The 14,769-nt window shown below is 30.6% G+C and carries 15 protein-coding genes; 7 read left to right on the top strand and 8 right to left on the bottom strand.

Features of this window, described 5'->3' with window-relative positions:
• The 3 genes from Q4Q39_RS14355 to Q4Q39_RS14345 all read right to left on the bottom strand — a co-directional run bounded on the left by Q4Q39_RS14355 (position 1) and on the right by Q4Q39_RS14345 (position 2,447).
• Positions 1-840 carry an outer membrane protein assembly factor BamD gene (locus Q4Q39_RS14355; RefSeq protein WP_303283232.1) on the bottom strand — a complete coding sequence of 280 codons (840 nt, stop codon included), beginning with the start codon at positions 838-840 and terminating at the stop codon, positions 1-3.
• A gap of 208 nt (positions 841-1,048) precedes the next feature.
• Positions 1,049-1,927, bottom strand: a complete 879-nt coding sequence (dapA, locus tag Q4Q39_RS14350) for a 4-hydroxy-tetrahydrodipicolinate synthase (RefSeq protein ID WP_303283230.1) — start codon at positions 1,925-1,927, stop codon at positions 1,049-1,051.
• 1 nt (position 1,928) lies between these two features.
• Positions 1,929-2,447, bottom strand: coding sequence for a DUF6913 domain-containing protein (locus tag Q4Q39_RS14345; protein ID WP_303283228.1), 519 nt, complete (start codon positions 2,445-2,447; stop codon positions 1,929-1,931).
• A gap of 57 nt (positions 2,448-2,504) precedes the next feature.
• Here Q4Q39_RS14345 and Q4Q39_RS14340 point away from each other — a divergent pair, with 57 nt between their 5' ends.
• A complete protein-coding gene (locus Q4Q39_RS14340; RefSeq protein ID WP_303283226.1) occupies positions 2,505-3,272 on the top strand; it encodes a 5'-nucleotidase C-terminal domain-containing protein in 768 nt (255 codons plus the stop codon).
• A gap of 118 nt (positions 3,273-3,390) precedes the next feature.
• A complete protein-coding gene (locus tag Q4Q39_RS14335) occupies positions 3,391-4,308 on the top strand; it encodes a bifunctional metallophosphatase/5'-nucleotidase (RefSeq protein ID WP_303283224.1) in 918 nt (305 codons plus the stop codon).
• Here Q4Q39_RS14335 and Q4Q39_RS14330 read toward each other — a convergent pair.
• Positions 4,305-5,054, bottom strand: coding sequence for a hypothetical protein (locus tag Q4Q39_RS14330; RefSeq protein ID WP_303283222.1), 750 nt, complete (start codon positions 5,052-5,054; stop codon positions 4,305-4,307). The genes Q4Q39_RS14335 and Q4Q39_RS14330 overlap by 4 nt on opposite strands.
• A 181-nt stretch (positions 5,055-5,235) precedes the next feature.
• On the opposite strand from Q4Q39_RS14330, the gene Q4Q39_RS14325 reads away from it, so the two are divergent.
• On the top strand, positions 5,236-5,619 hold the full coding sequence (locus tag Q4Q39_RS14325) for a DoxX family membrane protein (protein ID WP_303283220.1): 384 nt from the start codon (positions 5,236-5,238) through the stop codon (positions 5,617-5,619).
• Positions 5,620-5,626: 7 nt separating this feature from the next.
• Here Q4Q39_RS14325 and Q4Q39_RS14320 read toward each other — a convergent pair whose 3' ends face one another.
• Both Q4Q39_RS14320 and ligA read right to left on the bottom strand, forming a co-directional pair.
• Positions 5,627-6,364 (bottom strand): hypothetical protein, encoded by a 738-nt coding sequence (locus tag Q4Q39_RS14320; RefSeq protein ID WP_303283218.1) that lies wholly within the window; start codon positions 6,362-6,364, stop codon positions 5,627-5,629.
• A gap of 108 nt (positions 6,365-6,472) precedes the next feature.
• Positions 6,473-8,470, bottom strand: a complete 1,998-nt coding sequence (gene ligA, locus Q4Q39_RS14315; protein WP_303283217.1) for an NAD-dependent DNA ligase LigA — start codon at positions 8,468-8,470, stop codon at positions 6,473-6,475.
• A gap of 320 nt (positions 8,471-8,790) precedes the next feature.
• On the opposite strand from ligA, the gene Q4Q39_RS14310 reads away from it, so the two are divergent.
• Entirely contained in the window at positions 8,791-11,256 is a 2,466-nt protein-coding gene (locus Q4Q39_RS14310; RefSeq protein ID WP_303283215.1) for a beta-mannosidase, read from the top strand.
• On the opposite strand, the gene prmC is transcribed toward Q4Q39_RS14310, so the two are convergent.
• Both prmC and Q4Q39_RS14300 read right to left on the bottom strand, forming a co-directional pair.
• On the bottom strand, positions 11,246-12,118 hold the full coding sequence (gene prmC, locus Q4Q39_RS14305) for a peptide chain release factor N(5)-glutamine methyltransferase (RefSeq protein WP_303283213.1): 873 nt from the start codon (positions 12,116-12,118) through the stop codon (positions 11,246-11,248). The two genes, Q4Q39_RS14310 and prmC, sit on opposite strands and share 11 nt — an antisense overlap.
• Positions 12,115-12,606 (bottom strand): GNAT family N-acetyltransferase, encoded by a 492-nt coding sequence (locus Q4Q39_RS14300; protein ID WP_303283211.1) that lies wholly within the window; start codon positions 12,604-12,606, stop codon positions 12,115-12,117. Before Q4Q39_RS14300 ends, prmC begins: the two co-directional genes overlap by 4 nt.
• 55 nt (positions 12,607-12,661) lie before the next feature.
• On the opposite strand from Q4Q39_RS14300, the gene Q4Q39_RS14295 reads away from it, so the two are divergent.
• From Q4Q39_RS14295 to Q4Q39_RS14285, 3 genes are read left to right on the top strand one after another with little or no spacing between them, the layout of a single operon-like run.
• Positions 12,662-13,117, top strand: coding sequence for an LEA type 2 family protein (locus tag Q4Q39_RS14295; RefSeq protein WP_303283210.1), 456 nt, complete (start codon positions 12,662-12,664; stop codon positions 13,115-13,117).
• Positions 13,118-13,121: 4 nt separating this feature from the next.
• Positions 13,122-14,126 (top strand): bifunctional diaminohydroxyphosphoribosylaminopyrimidine deaminase/5-amino-6-(5-phosphoribosylamino)uracil reductase RibD, encoded by a 1,005-nt coding sequence (gene ribD, locus Q4Q39_RS14290; protein ID WP_303283209.1) that lies wholly within the window; start codon positions 13,122-13,124, stop codon positions 14,124-14,126.
• Positions 14,119-14,733, top strand: a complete 615-nt coding sequence (locus Q4Q39_RS14285) for an HAD family hydrolase (protein WP_303283207.1) — start codon at positions 14,119-14,121, stop codon at positions 14,731-14,733. The genes ribD and Q4Q39_RS14285 overlap by 8 nt, the downstream gene beginning before the upstream one ends.
• Positions 14,734-14,769 lie beyond the last annotated feature (36 nt).

Here is a 14,769-nt window from a genome sequence, read left to right as displayed (position 1 = left end):
TTAACTTTTAGTGCTATATTTTGCTAATTCTTCATCTAAGGACTCTCCTATTGTATTAACCTGTTCTATATATTTAGAACTAGTATATCCTTTTTTAAATGAAAAATAATATTCTTTTGCTGTTTCTAAACGATTCTTTTTTAATGGTATAATACCTTCTAATGTTCTTTTAGTTTCAAAACTATTGATAGCTAATTTGTAAGCAGAATCTAGTCTATAAAACATAGCGTCTTCGCGTAGAGAAGACCCTGGAAAATCAAAAACAAAATTCTCAAACGATTTTATAGACGCATTATAATCTACCGAAGTAACTGCTATTTTATTATACTGCTTAGCTATTTCAAAAGCTTTTCTCTCAAGCTTATAATCTAACTCTTTAACTAATTTATTTGCTTCAGGAAGATATTCAGACTCTGGATACAAGTTTATAAATTCTTGAAGCTTTTCTATAGCTTCTTTTGTCTCATTTTGATCTTTGCTATAAACAGGAGATAACATGTAATAACTTTTTGCACTTAAAAAAAAAGCTTCTTCTAACTTCTCACTTTTCGGATAACTCGCAACAAAACGCTCAAACTGGTATCCTGAAACGTAATAATCTTTCATTTTATAAAATGAACTAGAATACAAATACATTAGTTTTTCAGCTTGTGGCTTCCCTCTATATTTTGGTACAATTTGAGCAAAAAGCCTATTGGCTTTCGAAAATTTACCTTCGTTATAAAGTTCTTCTCCCTTTTTAAATTTATCAGCAATACTTTCAGATTTCAATATCTTTTGGTATTCACTACAACTGCTAAAAACGGCAAATAGTATTAATATGTAAAAAAGCTTTTTCATTTGTTATCTTTCTCTGTTTTAAAACATCAAATGTCATTAGTACTATAAATATCTCGAATAATACCGAAACTTTAGCTATGCTAATTTCATAGATTTTTTAACAGAATGCAAAATTAAGTTATTAATATGGATTTAAAAAATATTATTTCAAAGCTAAATTAACTGCTAAAAGTCAGCAAGCATAAGGTTTAAGTATTATTTAACAGTCCTAAAACCTATTTACAAAAGTTCTTATCTTTTCTTTTAATTGATCAGATGCAGGGACTAGTGGTAATCTAACACTATCTTGACATAAATTCAAGGCTTCAAAAACAGCTTTAATTCCTGCTGGATTATTCTCTTCAAAAATATAGCCTATTACATCCATTAGTTTATAATGAAGTTTGTACGCTTCTTTTCCTTCATCTTTTAAACCTAAACGTATCATCTCTGAAAATTCTTTAGGGAACGCTTGCCCTATTACAGAAATCACACCTGCGCCTCCTGCTAATACAATGCCCAATGCTAAATCGTCATCCCCAGAAATAATTAAAAAATCTTCTGGTTTATTCTTTATTAACTCTAAATACTGAGAAACATTGTTTCCTGCTTCTTTAACTGCTATTATATTTTTAAAATCGTTGGCTAAGCGAATTGTTGTTTCTGTCTCAATATTCTTTGATGTTCTACCTGGGACATTATACAAAATAATATCTACGGGTGAAGCTTCAGAAATTGCTTTGAAATGCTGATAAAGGCCTTCTTGAGTTGGTTTACTATAATATGGTGATACAGATAAAACAGCATCGATATTGCTTAAATCTGTTGTTTTTATTTCTTCTGTAACTTGAAATGTATTACTTCCTCCTATTCCCAAAACCATAGGTAACCGACCTTTATTTGTATCAGAAATAGTCTTAATTACCTCTTGTTTTTCTTTCTTACTAAGTGTTACACTTTCTCCTGTTGTACCACAAATTACAAGATAATCGGTGCCATTGTCAATATTGAAATTAACAATATTTGCTAAGGCACTGTGATCTACACTCAAATCTGAGTTAAAAGGCGTAACCAAGGCAACCCCAGTTCCTAAAAACTTACTCTTCATTCTAAATTTTATTTAATATGGTTAGATATTTAATTGTCTCTTCTTTAAATACATCAAACTCTTTTAGTTTCGTTTTAATGATTAAATCATTTAAGCGTTCATCACTTTGCACAATACCAATTTTAAACTGTGCTTTAGATTTTGCAGTCATCATCTTAAGTTCTAAAACATCTTTTGTATAGTAACTAACTAATGCATCATATTTAGTATCTAAAAATGTTTGCAATTCTATATTATTAATGACACCCTTCCAGCCAAAGTCTTTAGGGTTGAAACAAACATCCCATGACGTCAAAGTATCCTTATCGTTTTCAGAAAAAGCTATGATCTTTAACTTATTCTCGCGGATTTTTAAAAAATCAGCAAATACCCTAAATAGTTTAAAGTCATCAATTTCATCAATATTTAAGATAACGCCTAAACTCTCAATCTTCTTATCAGTAACATTTACTTGTCGTTCTGATAACAATTTGTTCAAGTGCTTTACGTTAGATTTTTCTTTAAAACCTTTTAAAATCATTTATCTTTATACTTTGCGCAAAGGTAGCAAAAGTACATTCAAAATATCTGTTTATATATGAGGTTAACACATTTTATTTTTTTGTTATATATTTTCAGTTTTTATAACTGTAAAGAGTCCAAATTAGAATTAATAAAAATTGAAGGAAAGCAAATTCCAATTACCGATACGCTACCGATTGATTCTGAAATAGAGGCCTATATAAAACCTTTTAGAGATAATATTCAAAAGGATCTAGATAGTGTTTTAGCCTATTCTGTTAATACTTATTCTAAAAGTGATGGAGAACTAAATACGGCTATTGGTAACTTTATGGCCGATGCGGTTTACAATGAAGCCAATCCGATCTTTAAAAAAAGAACTGGTAAAAATATCGATATGGTATTACTTAACCATGGTGGAATTCGATCTATTTTATCAAAAGGACATATAACAAAAAGAACTGCTTATCAAATAATGCCCTTTGAAAACAGCATCGTTGTAGTTGCTTTAAAAGGGAAGCAAATGGACAGTTTAGTTCATCATTTAATTAGAAAAAAGAGAGCTCACCCCATATCCAAACTCAAATTAACAATCACCGAAAATAATGATATAGTGGAAGCTAAAATAAAAGGTAAAAGCATCGAGTCTGATAAAATATATTATGTAGCCACCAATGACTATCTATATAACGGCGGTGACAATATGACATTTTTTAAACCGAACGATAGTTTATATCCCTTAAATTATAAAATTAGAAATGCTTTAATTGACAATTTTAAAAAGGTAGACACTATTAGCCCAGTAATTGATGATAGATTTACTCAAATAAAAGGCGCTAAATGAGATCCCGCTAGATGCTGAAATAAGTTCAGCATCTAGCGGGATTAGCTCAACTATCTTTTTTGAAGGCATTGCTTCACAGCTTTTCAAAATAGAGTTTCACTAATAAAATATAAAGTACATGAAACGTAGAGATTTTATACAACAGGCTTCAGCTGGAACGGCACTAGTAACTCTTGGTGGTCTAGGCTTACAGTCTTTTACAACAGTTACTGCATCAAAAAAAATAACGATTCTACATACTAACGATGTTCATAGTCATATTGACGCTTTCGGACCTGAAGATGGTAGAAACGCAAATAAAGGAGGTGTTGCTAGAAGAGCTGGCTTAATTGAATCTATAAGAAATGAAAACCCACATACATTACTACTGGATGCAGGTGACATTTTTCAAGGCACCCCCTATTTTAACTATTATGGTGGTGAACTGGAATTTAAGTTAATGAGCAAGCTAAAATATGACGCCGCCACTATAGGTAATCATGATTTTGATAATGGTATTGATGGTTTATATACACAATTAGAACATGCAAATTTCCAATTTGTTTCCGCTAACTACGATTTCTCTAATACGATAATGAATACACACACAAAACCATATAAAGTATTCAAAAAAAACAATCTTAAAATCGGTGTTTTTGGACTTGGAATTGAATTAAATGGTTTAGTAGATCCATCCATGTACAAAGAAACCCAGTATATAGATCCTATTGAGATTGCTCAAGATATGTCTAGAATATTAAAAACAGAAGAACATTGCGACTTGATAATTTGTTTATCTCATTTAGGATATAACTACAAAAAAGATCCAAATAAAATAAGCGATTTAAAATTAGCCAAGGCCACTAAAGACATACACTTAATTATTGGCGGACATACACATACTTTTTTATCGAAACCAACAATCGTAAAAAATATTGAAGACAAAAATGTGCTCGTTAACCAGGTTGGTTGCTACGGTATTAATCTTGGAAAAATTGATTTTCATTTTGATTCAAACAAAAATATTTCAGCAAACGGGACGTCTATAATTGTCTAAGCTAAAATATTGTCTGAGGAATATCTTTGCTTTAATTTATAGATAGTTCTTTTGTGTTTATTGTCAACTATAATATATTTAAAAATAAAATACAGTCCTACCGCATAAAGGGTTCTGTGGAGCATTTCAAAACTCCAATGATATAAATAATAAAGATTTATATAATTTAAAATAGTAGAAAGCGCTATAAAAATTGTGGCTACTAAAAACAATATCGATTGCTTTGTCTGTGTATTTAGATAAACTCCAAAAGAAATAAAAGCTAATATAATTAGAGACAAGCTTTTTAAACCAAATAAAAGTACTTCCGTTTGGTCTGGAATAATAACTTTTAGTAAACTATATAAGGTATACAAGAAAAATATATTTATTATAAAAACACCAAAAAGATATACTCCTATTAATCTGTCTACTTTTAACAACTTAAACTTTGGAATAATTATAACGATTAAATATAAATAGCTTAAAAAGTAAAGAATACTAGACACTTTAATTAATGTTTCATCCGAAAAAAACGTTAAAGAAATATCACCTAGAAACGAAAACAATAAAAAAGAAATAAAAATAACTCCTAAAGTTTTATGTTTAATTAGGTAGAACATTAAAAAAACAGGGATAAACAAAGCCATTGTTGACTTTAACAGTAATGAATCCTGAGTAAAAGCGACAAAAAAGCTTATTGCTATTAATCCTAATAAAGCACAAAGAAACACTTTATCAAAAGTTAGGTTAAGACTCTTTTTCATGGTTTAAGCGGTTAGTAGGTTATTCCAAATATAAAAATATAATTTTATTTTAACGATAAAAACAACCTTTTTATCGATGTTTAACTAAAAAATTACCGTTTATCTATTAAAATCGGACTTGTAAATGTTAAGTATCTGTTAATAAAACGTCTAAAAATCAAGTATATAAACTTTACTCAAAATGAAAAAATTTTTTCCTTTAGCATTAAGAATAATTGTAGCCATTATTTTAATACAAACATTGCGTTTTAAATTTACAGCACACCCTGATAGTGTTTATATTTTTAGTCAGGTTAACTTAGAACCTTATGGCAGAATAGGTATTGGAATTGTGGAACTTATCGCTGGCATATTATTACTTATCCCAAAAACGGTCTGGATGGGAGCCTCTTTAACCTTAGGCGTAATAAGCGGTGCCATACTTATGCATTTAACACAGCTTGGAATTGAAGTAAATAATGATGGAGGTATTTTATTTGTTACCGCAATAGTTACGTTTGTTCTTTCTGCCGTAATTCTTTACGTGCATAGAAATGATATTCCTTTTATTAAAAAGGTCGTATAACAACAGTTTATTCTATTACCATATATCTTTCTTCTTCATTCAAATCATTTAATAATTTTGATTGCTGATAGAAAAAATAAAAGGCAACAAGCGTGAGCGTGGTAGAAATAAAATTAAGTAAACTTCTTTGTGCTATGTAAAAATACGCCACTTGCATGACTTCTGAAAAAACAATACACAATGATCCTATAAATAGATATAAAGACTTCTTGTTATCTCTGTAAAAATAATTCAATAACGCCACAGATAGCAATAGAAGCATAACAATATTATATACCATTTCTAGATAGTATTCATTTGGTGTGCTTATATTTGGATTCAGTATGACTTGTAAAACATAGACCAAGTATATATTTAAAATTGTTAAAACAACTAAATGAATTTTAAAATTTTTAAGTACATAAAATAGATTTAGCGATTTACTAATCTTAATAACTAAAAACACATAGGCCATTATAAACAATGAATTACCAATATAATATTCTAAATCTCCAAAATTACTTATTTCATCTTCTGGTATATAAGAACTAACCACCCCTAATAAGTCTGAAATTGAATAACATAAAATGAATAATACAAAGAATATATTCTTCCTTTTGGCAAAAATCACATATATTAATGCTATTAACGGAGTGATTAAACAATCTAAACAATACGAAATAGTTTCGTTGCCATTAAATTCATAAACAACGAACAAAACATACATTAATAAAACACATCCCACCAAGACTTTCGACTTGTACATAATAGCGATTTTTGATTCGTCAACAAATATAGACAAATTTTGCAATTAAATAATAAAAAAATGCTTTTTATCGATTAAAAAATGCTTTTCGTCGATTTTTGAGTTGACTTATTCTATTTTTTGTAAGAATTCATTTTCATCGATTAAAGATATCCCTAGTTTATTTGCTTTTTCCTTTTTGCTTGGCCCCATATTACTACCAGCAACTATATAACTGGTCTTAGAAGAAATAGAACTACTTACCTTACCACCATTATCCTCAATGAGTTTTTTAAGCTCATTTCTAGATACTTTTTCAAAAACACCAGAGACAACAATAACATCTCCTGTCAGTATATTAGTTTGCCCTATTAATTGCTCTTCCGATAATTCTAATTGAAGTCCAAATTGCTTAAGCCTATTAACCATATTTAAGTTAACTTCTGCTCCAAAAAATACACTAACGCTTTCCGCGATCTTTATTCCTATCTCATCAACATTTACCAAATCTTCTTCTGTAGCATTTGCTATTGCTTCAATATTCTTGTAATGTTTTGCCAACTTTTTAGCAACTGTTTCTCCTACATATCGAATCCCTAAAGCAAATAGAACACGCTCAAAAGGAATGTTTTTAGAAAGTGCTATACCTTGAATCAAATTATCTGCACTTTTTTCAGCCATACGTTCTAAAGGAATGACCTGGTCTTTGGTTAATTCATATAAATCTGAGTAATCTGAAATCAATCCTTCATTCACCAAAAGTGCCACAGTTTCACCACCCAACCCTTCAATATCCATAGCTTTTCTAGATATAAAATGTTGAATTCGCCCTATAATTTGCGGTTTACAACCATTATAATTTGGACAATAGTGCTGTGCTTCTCCCTCCTGCCTTACAAGCTCTGTTCCACACTCTGGGCAATGAGCGATATATCTTGTTGGTTCTGAGGAATGAATTCGCTTAGTAAAATCTACACCAAGGATTTTTGGAATAATTTCCCCTCCTTTTTCAACATATACCTCATCTCCTACTCGTATATCCAATTTCTCTATTTGATCTGCATTATGAAGAGAAGCTCTTTTAACAGTCGTTCCTGCTAATTCTACTGGTTTTAAATTAGCAACAGGAGTTATGGCTCCTGTACGTCCTACTTGATACGTAATACTATCCAATATTGTTGAAACTTGCTCCGCTTTAAACTTGTAAGCCATCGCCCACCTCGGTGCTTTTGCAGTATAACCTAGCTCTTCTTGCTGTTGTAAACTATTTACTTTTATAACAACGCCATCAGTCTCATAGGGTAAATCATGGCGGTTTACATTCCAATAATCTACAAATTCTAAAACTTCATCAATAGAATTAACAAGTTTTGCTGCATTTGGCACTTTAAACCCCCATGCTCTTGCTTTTTCTAAGCTATCAAATTGTGTTTTAATATTTAAATTTGAACCTGTTATATTGTACAGAAAACATTCCAATGGACGTTTTGCCACCTCTGCACTGTCTTGAAGCTTTAAACTTCCAGAAGCGGTATTTCTGGGGTTCCTATAAGGTTCTTCTCCTATCTCTATACGTTCTTCGTTCATTTTATTAAAACCATCAAAAGGCAATACAATTTCACCTCTTATATCAAATTTTATAGGATACCCCTCTCCTTTAAGCTGTAACGGTATAGATTTTATAGTTTTTATATTAGCTGTTACATTATCTCCCTGAACGCCATCTCCTCGAGTTACAGCCTTTAGCAAATTGCCATTTTCATAAGTTAAACTAATTGATGCGCCATCATATTTTAATTCACAAGTATACTGGATATCGCCATCAACTAATTTCTTAATACGAGTTTCCCAATCTAGTAAATCTTCTTTTGAATAAGAATTATCTAAAGAATACATTCGGTGTTCATGCACTACAGTTTCAAAATTTTTAGTTACTTCACCTCCTACTCGCAATGTAGGGGAACTAGCATCAAAAAATTCAGGATGTTTTGCCTCTAGTTCCTGTAACTCTTTAAGCTTAATATCGAAATCATAATCTGATATTGTGGGAGTATCTAAAACATAATAATTATAGTTATGCTCACGAAGTTCTGTTCTTAGGTTTTCAATTAATTCCTTGGTCTTCATTAAAAAGTAATAGATTTTTTTAAAGCTCCTAAGATACTAAAATGAGCATCAAGAAATTATCACAAAGATCAAAATTTATTAGTTTTTTATTCAATGTCCTCTTTATAATGCAGCGTTTATTTATCAGGTATTAATTATGAATATCATTAACTAAAAACAGTTCGTCTCTAGTTTTTGAAATTTGTACAGATAATGCAACAAATGTTTTAGGTTATGCTTAATTATTTTCACAAAGCATATCTCTTAACTCATAGTTTTATCTTTAATTAAAACAGTTCCCAAACTAGAAATAAATACAATCTATATTAAACAGCTTAAAAATGAAGTATCATTATATTTACATAATACTGCCTATAATTGCGTTTAGCTGTCAGCCTAAAGAAGATACTCCTAAAAAAATTATGCTACATGATCATTGGAGTTTTAAAAACACCATTGACACGACTTGGCTAGATGCAAAAGTTCCTGGAGAAGTACATTCCGATTTGCTTAACAATAAACTAATTGAAGATCCATTTGTTAAGGATAACGAATTGAAATTACAATGGATTTCTGAAAAGGATTGGGAATACAAAACAGCATTCAATTTAAATGAAGAAATACTTCAAAAAAAGCATATTGATCTTAAATTTGAAGGGCTAGACACATACGCTTCTATATATCTAAACGACAGTTTAATCCTTAAAACAAATAATGCATTTAGACAATGGGAAACAGATGTAAAACCTTTTTTAAAGTCTGAAAACATATTGAAAATTATTTTTAAAAACACTACCGTTTTCGAAGATAAAGAGAAAGCTAAGTTACCATACGAGCTTCCTGCAGGAAATAGAATCTTTACCAGAAAGGCGCAATATCAATATGGCTGGGATTGGGGGCCGGTTTTTAATACTTCAGGGATCTGGAGACCTGTTTATTTAACCGCTTGGAACGACTTAAACATTAAAGATGTATATGTACAACAAAAGTATATTAATGACTCTATCGCATCACTTTCTGCAAACATAAAATACAAATACGAGGCTGAAGAAAATCTTTTAGTCGATATTTATATTAACAATAAATTAAATAAAACCTACGATGCAAAAGATACATCTTCATTCGAATTTGAAATTAAAGATCCTAAGCGCTGGTGGACACACAACCTTGGCACTCCTTATTTATACAACCTTAAATTTGTACTTAGGAAAGAAAATACAATCTTAGATATCTATACTGTAAAAAAAGGATTAAGAACTATTGAATTAGTTACTGAAAAGGATAGTATCGGACAGTCTTTTTACTTTAAATTAAACGACGTACCAGTTTTCATGAAAGGTGCCAATTACATACCACAACATAGTTTTCAGAATCAGATAACAAATTCACATTACAACAAACTTTTAAACGCCGTCACCGAAGCCAATATGAATATGCTTAGAGTTTGGGGAGGTGGTATTTATGAAAATGATGTTTTTTATGATTTATGCGATGAAAAAGGTATTTTGATATGGCAAGACTTCATGTTTGCTTGTGCCATGTACCCCGGAGATGCTGATTATTTAGACAATGTAAAGCAAGAAGCTGTAGACAATGTAATAAGATTACGCAATCATGCATCCATTGCTCTTTGGTGTGGTAATAATGAAAATGATGAAGCATGGCATAATTGGGGGTGGCAAGAAGACCGTCCAGAATCTGAAAAAAAAGAAATCTGGAACAACTACCTTAAAGTTTTTGATGATATTTTGCCAAATGTAGTCAACCAATTTTCAGATAAAACATCTTACTGGGCAAGCTCACCTCTTCACGGACGTAGACACCCAAAATTTTTAAAGGAAGGAGATGCTCATGATTGGTGGATTTGGCATAGCGCTTATCCTTTTGAACATCTTGAGGACAGCATACCGAGATTCATGAGTGAATTTGGCTTCCAATCTTTCCCAAGTTACGAGTCCATAAAATATGCAACTCAAAAAGATAGCATAGACATAAGCTCTGATGCTTTTGCGACCCATCAAAAACACCCCAGAGGTTTTAAATTGATAAGAGAATACATGGAGCGAGATTATCCAGTGCCTGCAAATGACGAAGACTATGTTTACATGAGCCACATATTGCAAGCTTATGGGATGACTAAAGGTTTTGAAGCTCAACGTAGAGCTATGCCATACAATATGGGCACCTTATATTGGCAGCTTAACGATTGTTGGCCTGTGGCTTCTTGGTCTAGTTTAGATAATTTTGGAAATTGGAAGGCATTACACTATAAAACTAAAAAATCCTTTCAAGATGTTTTAACCTCTTCAAGGTTAAAAAATGATACTATTAAAACGTTTATAGTTAATGATAAGCTTAAAGACATTAAAAATAAGTTAACATTAAAATTAATAGACTTTAACGGCAATACTATCTGGCTTGATTCTTTAACAATAACAGCGAAAGCAAGCAGCAGCGAGCAATTTTATAGTTTACCCATAAAAGATATTGACATTACAAAAACGACTCTTGTTTCGACTTTTAATGAATCATCTTCAATATTCTACTTAACGAAACCAAAAGCATTAAAGCTACTAAAAGGTAGCATTAATGAAAAAATAACCAAAACAGACACTGGTTTCAACATAGAATTATTTAGTGATGTGTTACAAAAAGATGTTTTTTTATTTACTAACGAGAAAGGCTTTTTTAATGATAACTATTTTGATTTATTACCAAACGAGACTAAAACAGTAACATTTAAAACAGATGCGCAATCTATAGATCGTTTAAATATAAAAACGTTGAATGATTTTATTAATCCATAAGCATAGCTTTTATCATTCTATCTTTTTTAAAGATATCTTGTTTTAATTTTATATCATTAAAGTCATTCTTTTTAAGTAATTGAATCATATCATTACCTAAATATTCGTTTATTTCAAAAAACAATAATCCTGTGTCTTTTAGACTACTTAGGGCAAATTCCGTAATAGCTTCGTAAAATTGTAAAGGGTTTTCATCTTTAACAAATAAAGCTAAATGCGGTTCGTTATTTACAACATTAGGCTTCATCAGCTCCTTCTCTTGCTCTCTAATATAAGGAGGGTTAGATACAATAATATCAAATTTTAAGTTTTTAAATCCAGAATTAATAGTTTCTGTATTTAAAATACTTGCTTCAATAAATTCAATCGTAACATGATTCAAATCAGCATTTTGTTTAGCTATTTTAAGAGCTTCTTTACTAACATCCAAAGCATATACTTTTGCTTTTGGCAATCTTTTAGCCAATGAAACAGCAATACACCCACTACCCGTTCCAATATCTAATAGTGTATAATTGTCTTCTGTTTGCTGTTTATTGTTAGCTTCTTTTAAAACCCAATCAACAAGTTCTTCTGTTTCAGGCCTTGGAATTAGTACATGACTGTTTACCTTAAAAGACAATCCATAAAACTCTGTTTCTCCTAATATATATTGTATAGGCTCTTCATGTTTCAATAATCGTAAAGCCTTTAGAATTGGCTCTTGATCATCGACCTTATAATCAGGCTCTAAGGCCAATTGCATTCTAGTTACTGAATAATAAGCGTCAATTAATATAAAAAAGAAACTATCTATCTCTTCCTTAACATAAATAGCATCTAGCTCTTTATGAAATACCTCCCGAATCTCTTTTAACATCATAAGTCCTTTATCATCCAGACACCACAAGAATAATGCCCTGTATTACCTAACCCCGCTTCCAAATGTTTAAAACCATAACTTTCATAAATATGAATAGCCGCTTTAAGTTGCGGTGCAGATTCTATATAACATTGTCTATACCCCAATTCCTTAGCAAAATTCAAACATTTTTCAAACATTAATTTACCATAACCTTTACCTCTCACTTTTGGGGAAAAATACATCTTTTGAATTTCACATACATCAGTTTCAAAATCTTTTAGAGGTTTTACACCTCCACCCCCTAAAATCTCACCATTATCATCAATAACATAGTAAACATCATTACTATTCTGATAAGACTCAAACATCTTTGGAGTTTCTTCATCTGTATACGCCGTGCCTTCTAAAGGGATTTTGAACTCGTGAAAACAATCTCTAATAATTTGCTCTATTTGTTCATTATCTCCAAACTGAATTTCTCGAATAACTATAGTATCTTTACTCACTTTTAAAAGGATGTATTTTATATAAGTGAAGATACTTAAAACTAAAAAAAATAGAATGAAAAACATCATTATTTTATCAACAATATTATTTGCCTTAACAAGCTGCTCAGTGAGTGAAAAACCTGAGTTTTTATACGTTGAAAATATTAAAGTCAAGGAGTCAAACTCAAAACATATAACTTTAACTGCCGACGCTTTTTTTATAAACCCAAATGATATTGGAGGCGAATTGAAAACTGATGAAATAAAGGTTTTTGTTAATGATAATGAAATGGCCACAGTATCAACTAAAAGCTTTAAAGTACCTGCGAAAAAAGAATTTTCAATTCCGTTGAAAGCGAATATTCCAACCGATAGCATTTTTAGCGATAAAAATCTTAGCGGATTACTTGGTAGTTTATTTAATAAAAAGATTAAAGTGCAATATAAAGGCGATATCACATATAAAGCTTTAGGGATTTCTTTTATTTATAATATTGACAAAACTGAAAATGTAAAGATTAAATTATAAATAATTGACTACCAACGAATCATACATAAAACGATGTTTAAAAATCGCCACTAATGGCTTAGGTACTACTAGACCAAATCCTATGGTCGGTTGCGTTATTGTTCACAAAGACAAAATCATAGGAGAAGGCTACACCAGTTCTTATGGTAGTAATCATGCAGAAGTGAACGCTATAAATTCTGTTAAAGACAAAACCTTACTAAATGAAGCCACCATATATGTAACACTCGAACCTTGTTCACATTACGGAAAAACACCTCCATGTAGCGACCTTATTATTAAACATAAAATTCCAAATGTGGTTATAGGCTGCATAGATGACAATATAAAAGTTGCAGGTAAGGGGATTAAAAAGCTCATAGACGCTAATTGCCATGTCACTGTTGGAGTTTTAGAAACGGCATGCAAAGAACATCATAAACGCTTTTTTACATTTCACAATAAAAAGCGTCCATACATTATTTTAAAATGGGCAGAAACCAATGATGGTTTTATAGCACCAAAAAGCAAAAAAGAACAAAAACCCGTTTGGATTACTAATAAATATTCAAGACAATTGGTTCATAAATGGAGGTTTCAAGAACAGGCTATTTTAGTCGGAACAAATACTGCTTTACAGGATAACCCTAGTCTAACTGTTAGAGACTGGAAAGGGAATCATCCTATTCGAATTGTATTAGATAAAGACCAAAAACTATCAAAAGAACTTTCAATTTTTAATAATGAAGCTGAAACAATAACGATAAGTAAAAACAATATTGATTTCAACAAAAATATAGCTCAACAAATCTGTGATATTTTATATCAAAATAACATGACATCTGTAATTATAGAAGGCGGTCAAAAAACACTGCAAACCTTCATCGATGCAAATATATGGGACGAAGCAAGAGTTTTTACTGGAAACACCAAATTTAAAGAAGGTCTAAAAGCTCCTAAGTTTTCAGGTAAACTAATTTCTGAAGAAAAAATCGTATCCGACATTCTTAAAATTTATAAAAATGATTAAAACCATTATTTTCGATTTCGGAAATGTATTTATCAATTTAGATCTAGATGGTCACATGCAACATGCTCTCAAATCTTATGAGATTGATGCTTTTTCCAAAGAAATGATTGCTTTCAACAGCTTTTACGAACAAGGTCTTATTACTACTGATGAATTTCTAGAATTTTACACTGAAAACTTCCCGAAACTTTCAACCGACAAGCTAATCGATATTTGGAATTTTATGCTAAAAGATTTCCCTGTACAACGCTTAGATTTTTTAAAACAACTTAAATTAGATTCAAAATACAAACTCATTTTATTAAGCAATACGAATGAGCTTCATATTAATTGGATAAAAAAACATATCCTCTTTTACGAAACATTTAAAAACTATTTTGATGCGTTCTATCTATCGCACGAAATCCATTTAAGAAAACCGAATCAAGATATTTTCAAGCATGTATTAAGCGAACATAAACTAAAGGCTAACGAATGTTTTTTTATTGATGATAATACAGACAATATAGATACAGCAAAAGATTTAGGTCTTAACGTTTGGAATATCGATCCTAAAACAGAAGACATTGTAGACCTATTCTCCATAAAAAAAACTTATTTTGATTAATCTTAAACCAAGACCGTCTTTTTAAACCCTTATTAT

Source organism: Flavivirga amylovorans, from assembly GCF_030540875.1.
In the GTDB taxonomy this organism is placed as follows: domain Bacteria; phylum Bacteroidota; class Bacteroidia; order Flavobacteriales; family Flavobacteriaceae; genus Flavivirga; species Flavivirga amylovorans.
Note: the sequence above shows the minus strand (reverse complement) of the source record. Positions and strands in the feature narration are given on the sequence as shown.

Coding starts and splice junctions, on each gene's coding strand:
- Q4Q39_RS14355 (WP_303283232.1), bottom strand. CDS start 840: ATGAAAAAGCTTTTTTACATATTAATACTATTTGCCGTTTTTAGCAGT.
- dapA (WP_303283230.1), bottom strand. CDS start 1,927: ATGAAGAGTAAGTTTTTAGGAACTGGGGTTGCCTTGGTTACGCCTTTT.
- Q4Q39_RS14345 (WP_303283228.1), bottom strand. CDS start 2,447: ATGATTTTAAAAGGTTTTAAAGAAAAATCTAACGTAAAGCACTTGAAC.
- Q4Q39_RS14340 (WP_303283226.1), top strand. CDS start 2,505: ATGAGGTTAACACATTTTATTTTTTTGTTATATATTTTCAGTTTTTAT.
- Q4Q39_RS14335 (WP_303283224.1), top strand. CDS start 3,391: ATGAAACGTAGAGATTTTATACAACAGGCTTCAGCTGGAACGGCACTA.
- Q4Q39_RS14330 (WP_303283222.1), bottom strand. CDS start 5,054: ATGAAAAAGAGTCTTAACCTAACTTTTGATAAAGTGTTTCTTTGTGCT.
- Q4Q39_RS14325 (WP_303283220.1), top strand. CDS start 5,236: ATGAAAAAATTTTTTCCTTTAGCATTAAGAATAATTGTAGCCATTATT.
- Q4Q39_RS14320 (WP_303283218.1), bottom strand. CDS start 6,364: ATGTACAAGTCGAAAGTCTTGGTGGGATGTGTTTTATTAATGTATGTT.
- ligA (WP_303283217.1), bottom strand. CDS start 8,470: ATGAAGACCAAGGAATTAATTGAAAACCTAAGAACAGAACTTCGTGAG.
- Q4Q39_RS14310 (WP_303283215.1), top strand. CDS start 8,791: ATGAAGTATCATTATATTTACATAATACTGCCTATAATTGCGTTTAGC.
- prmC (WP_303283213.1), bottom strand. CDS start 12,118: ATGATGTTAAAAGAGATTCGGGAGGTATTTCATAAAGAGCTAGATGCT.
- Q4Q39_RS14295 (WP_303283210.1), top strand. CDS start 12,662: ATGAAAAACATCATTATTTTATCAACAATATTATTTGCCTTAACAAGC.
- Q4Q39_RS14285 (WP_303283207.1), top strand. CDS start 14,119: ATGATTAAAACCATTATTTTCGATTTCGGAAATGTATTTATCAATTTA.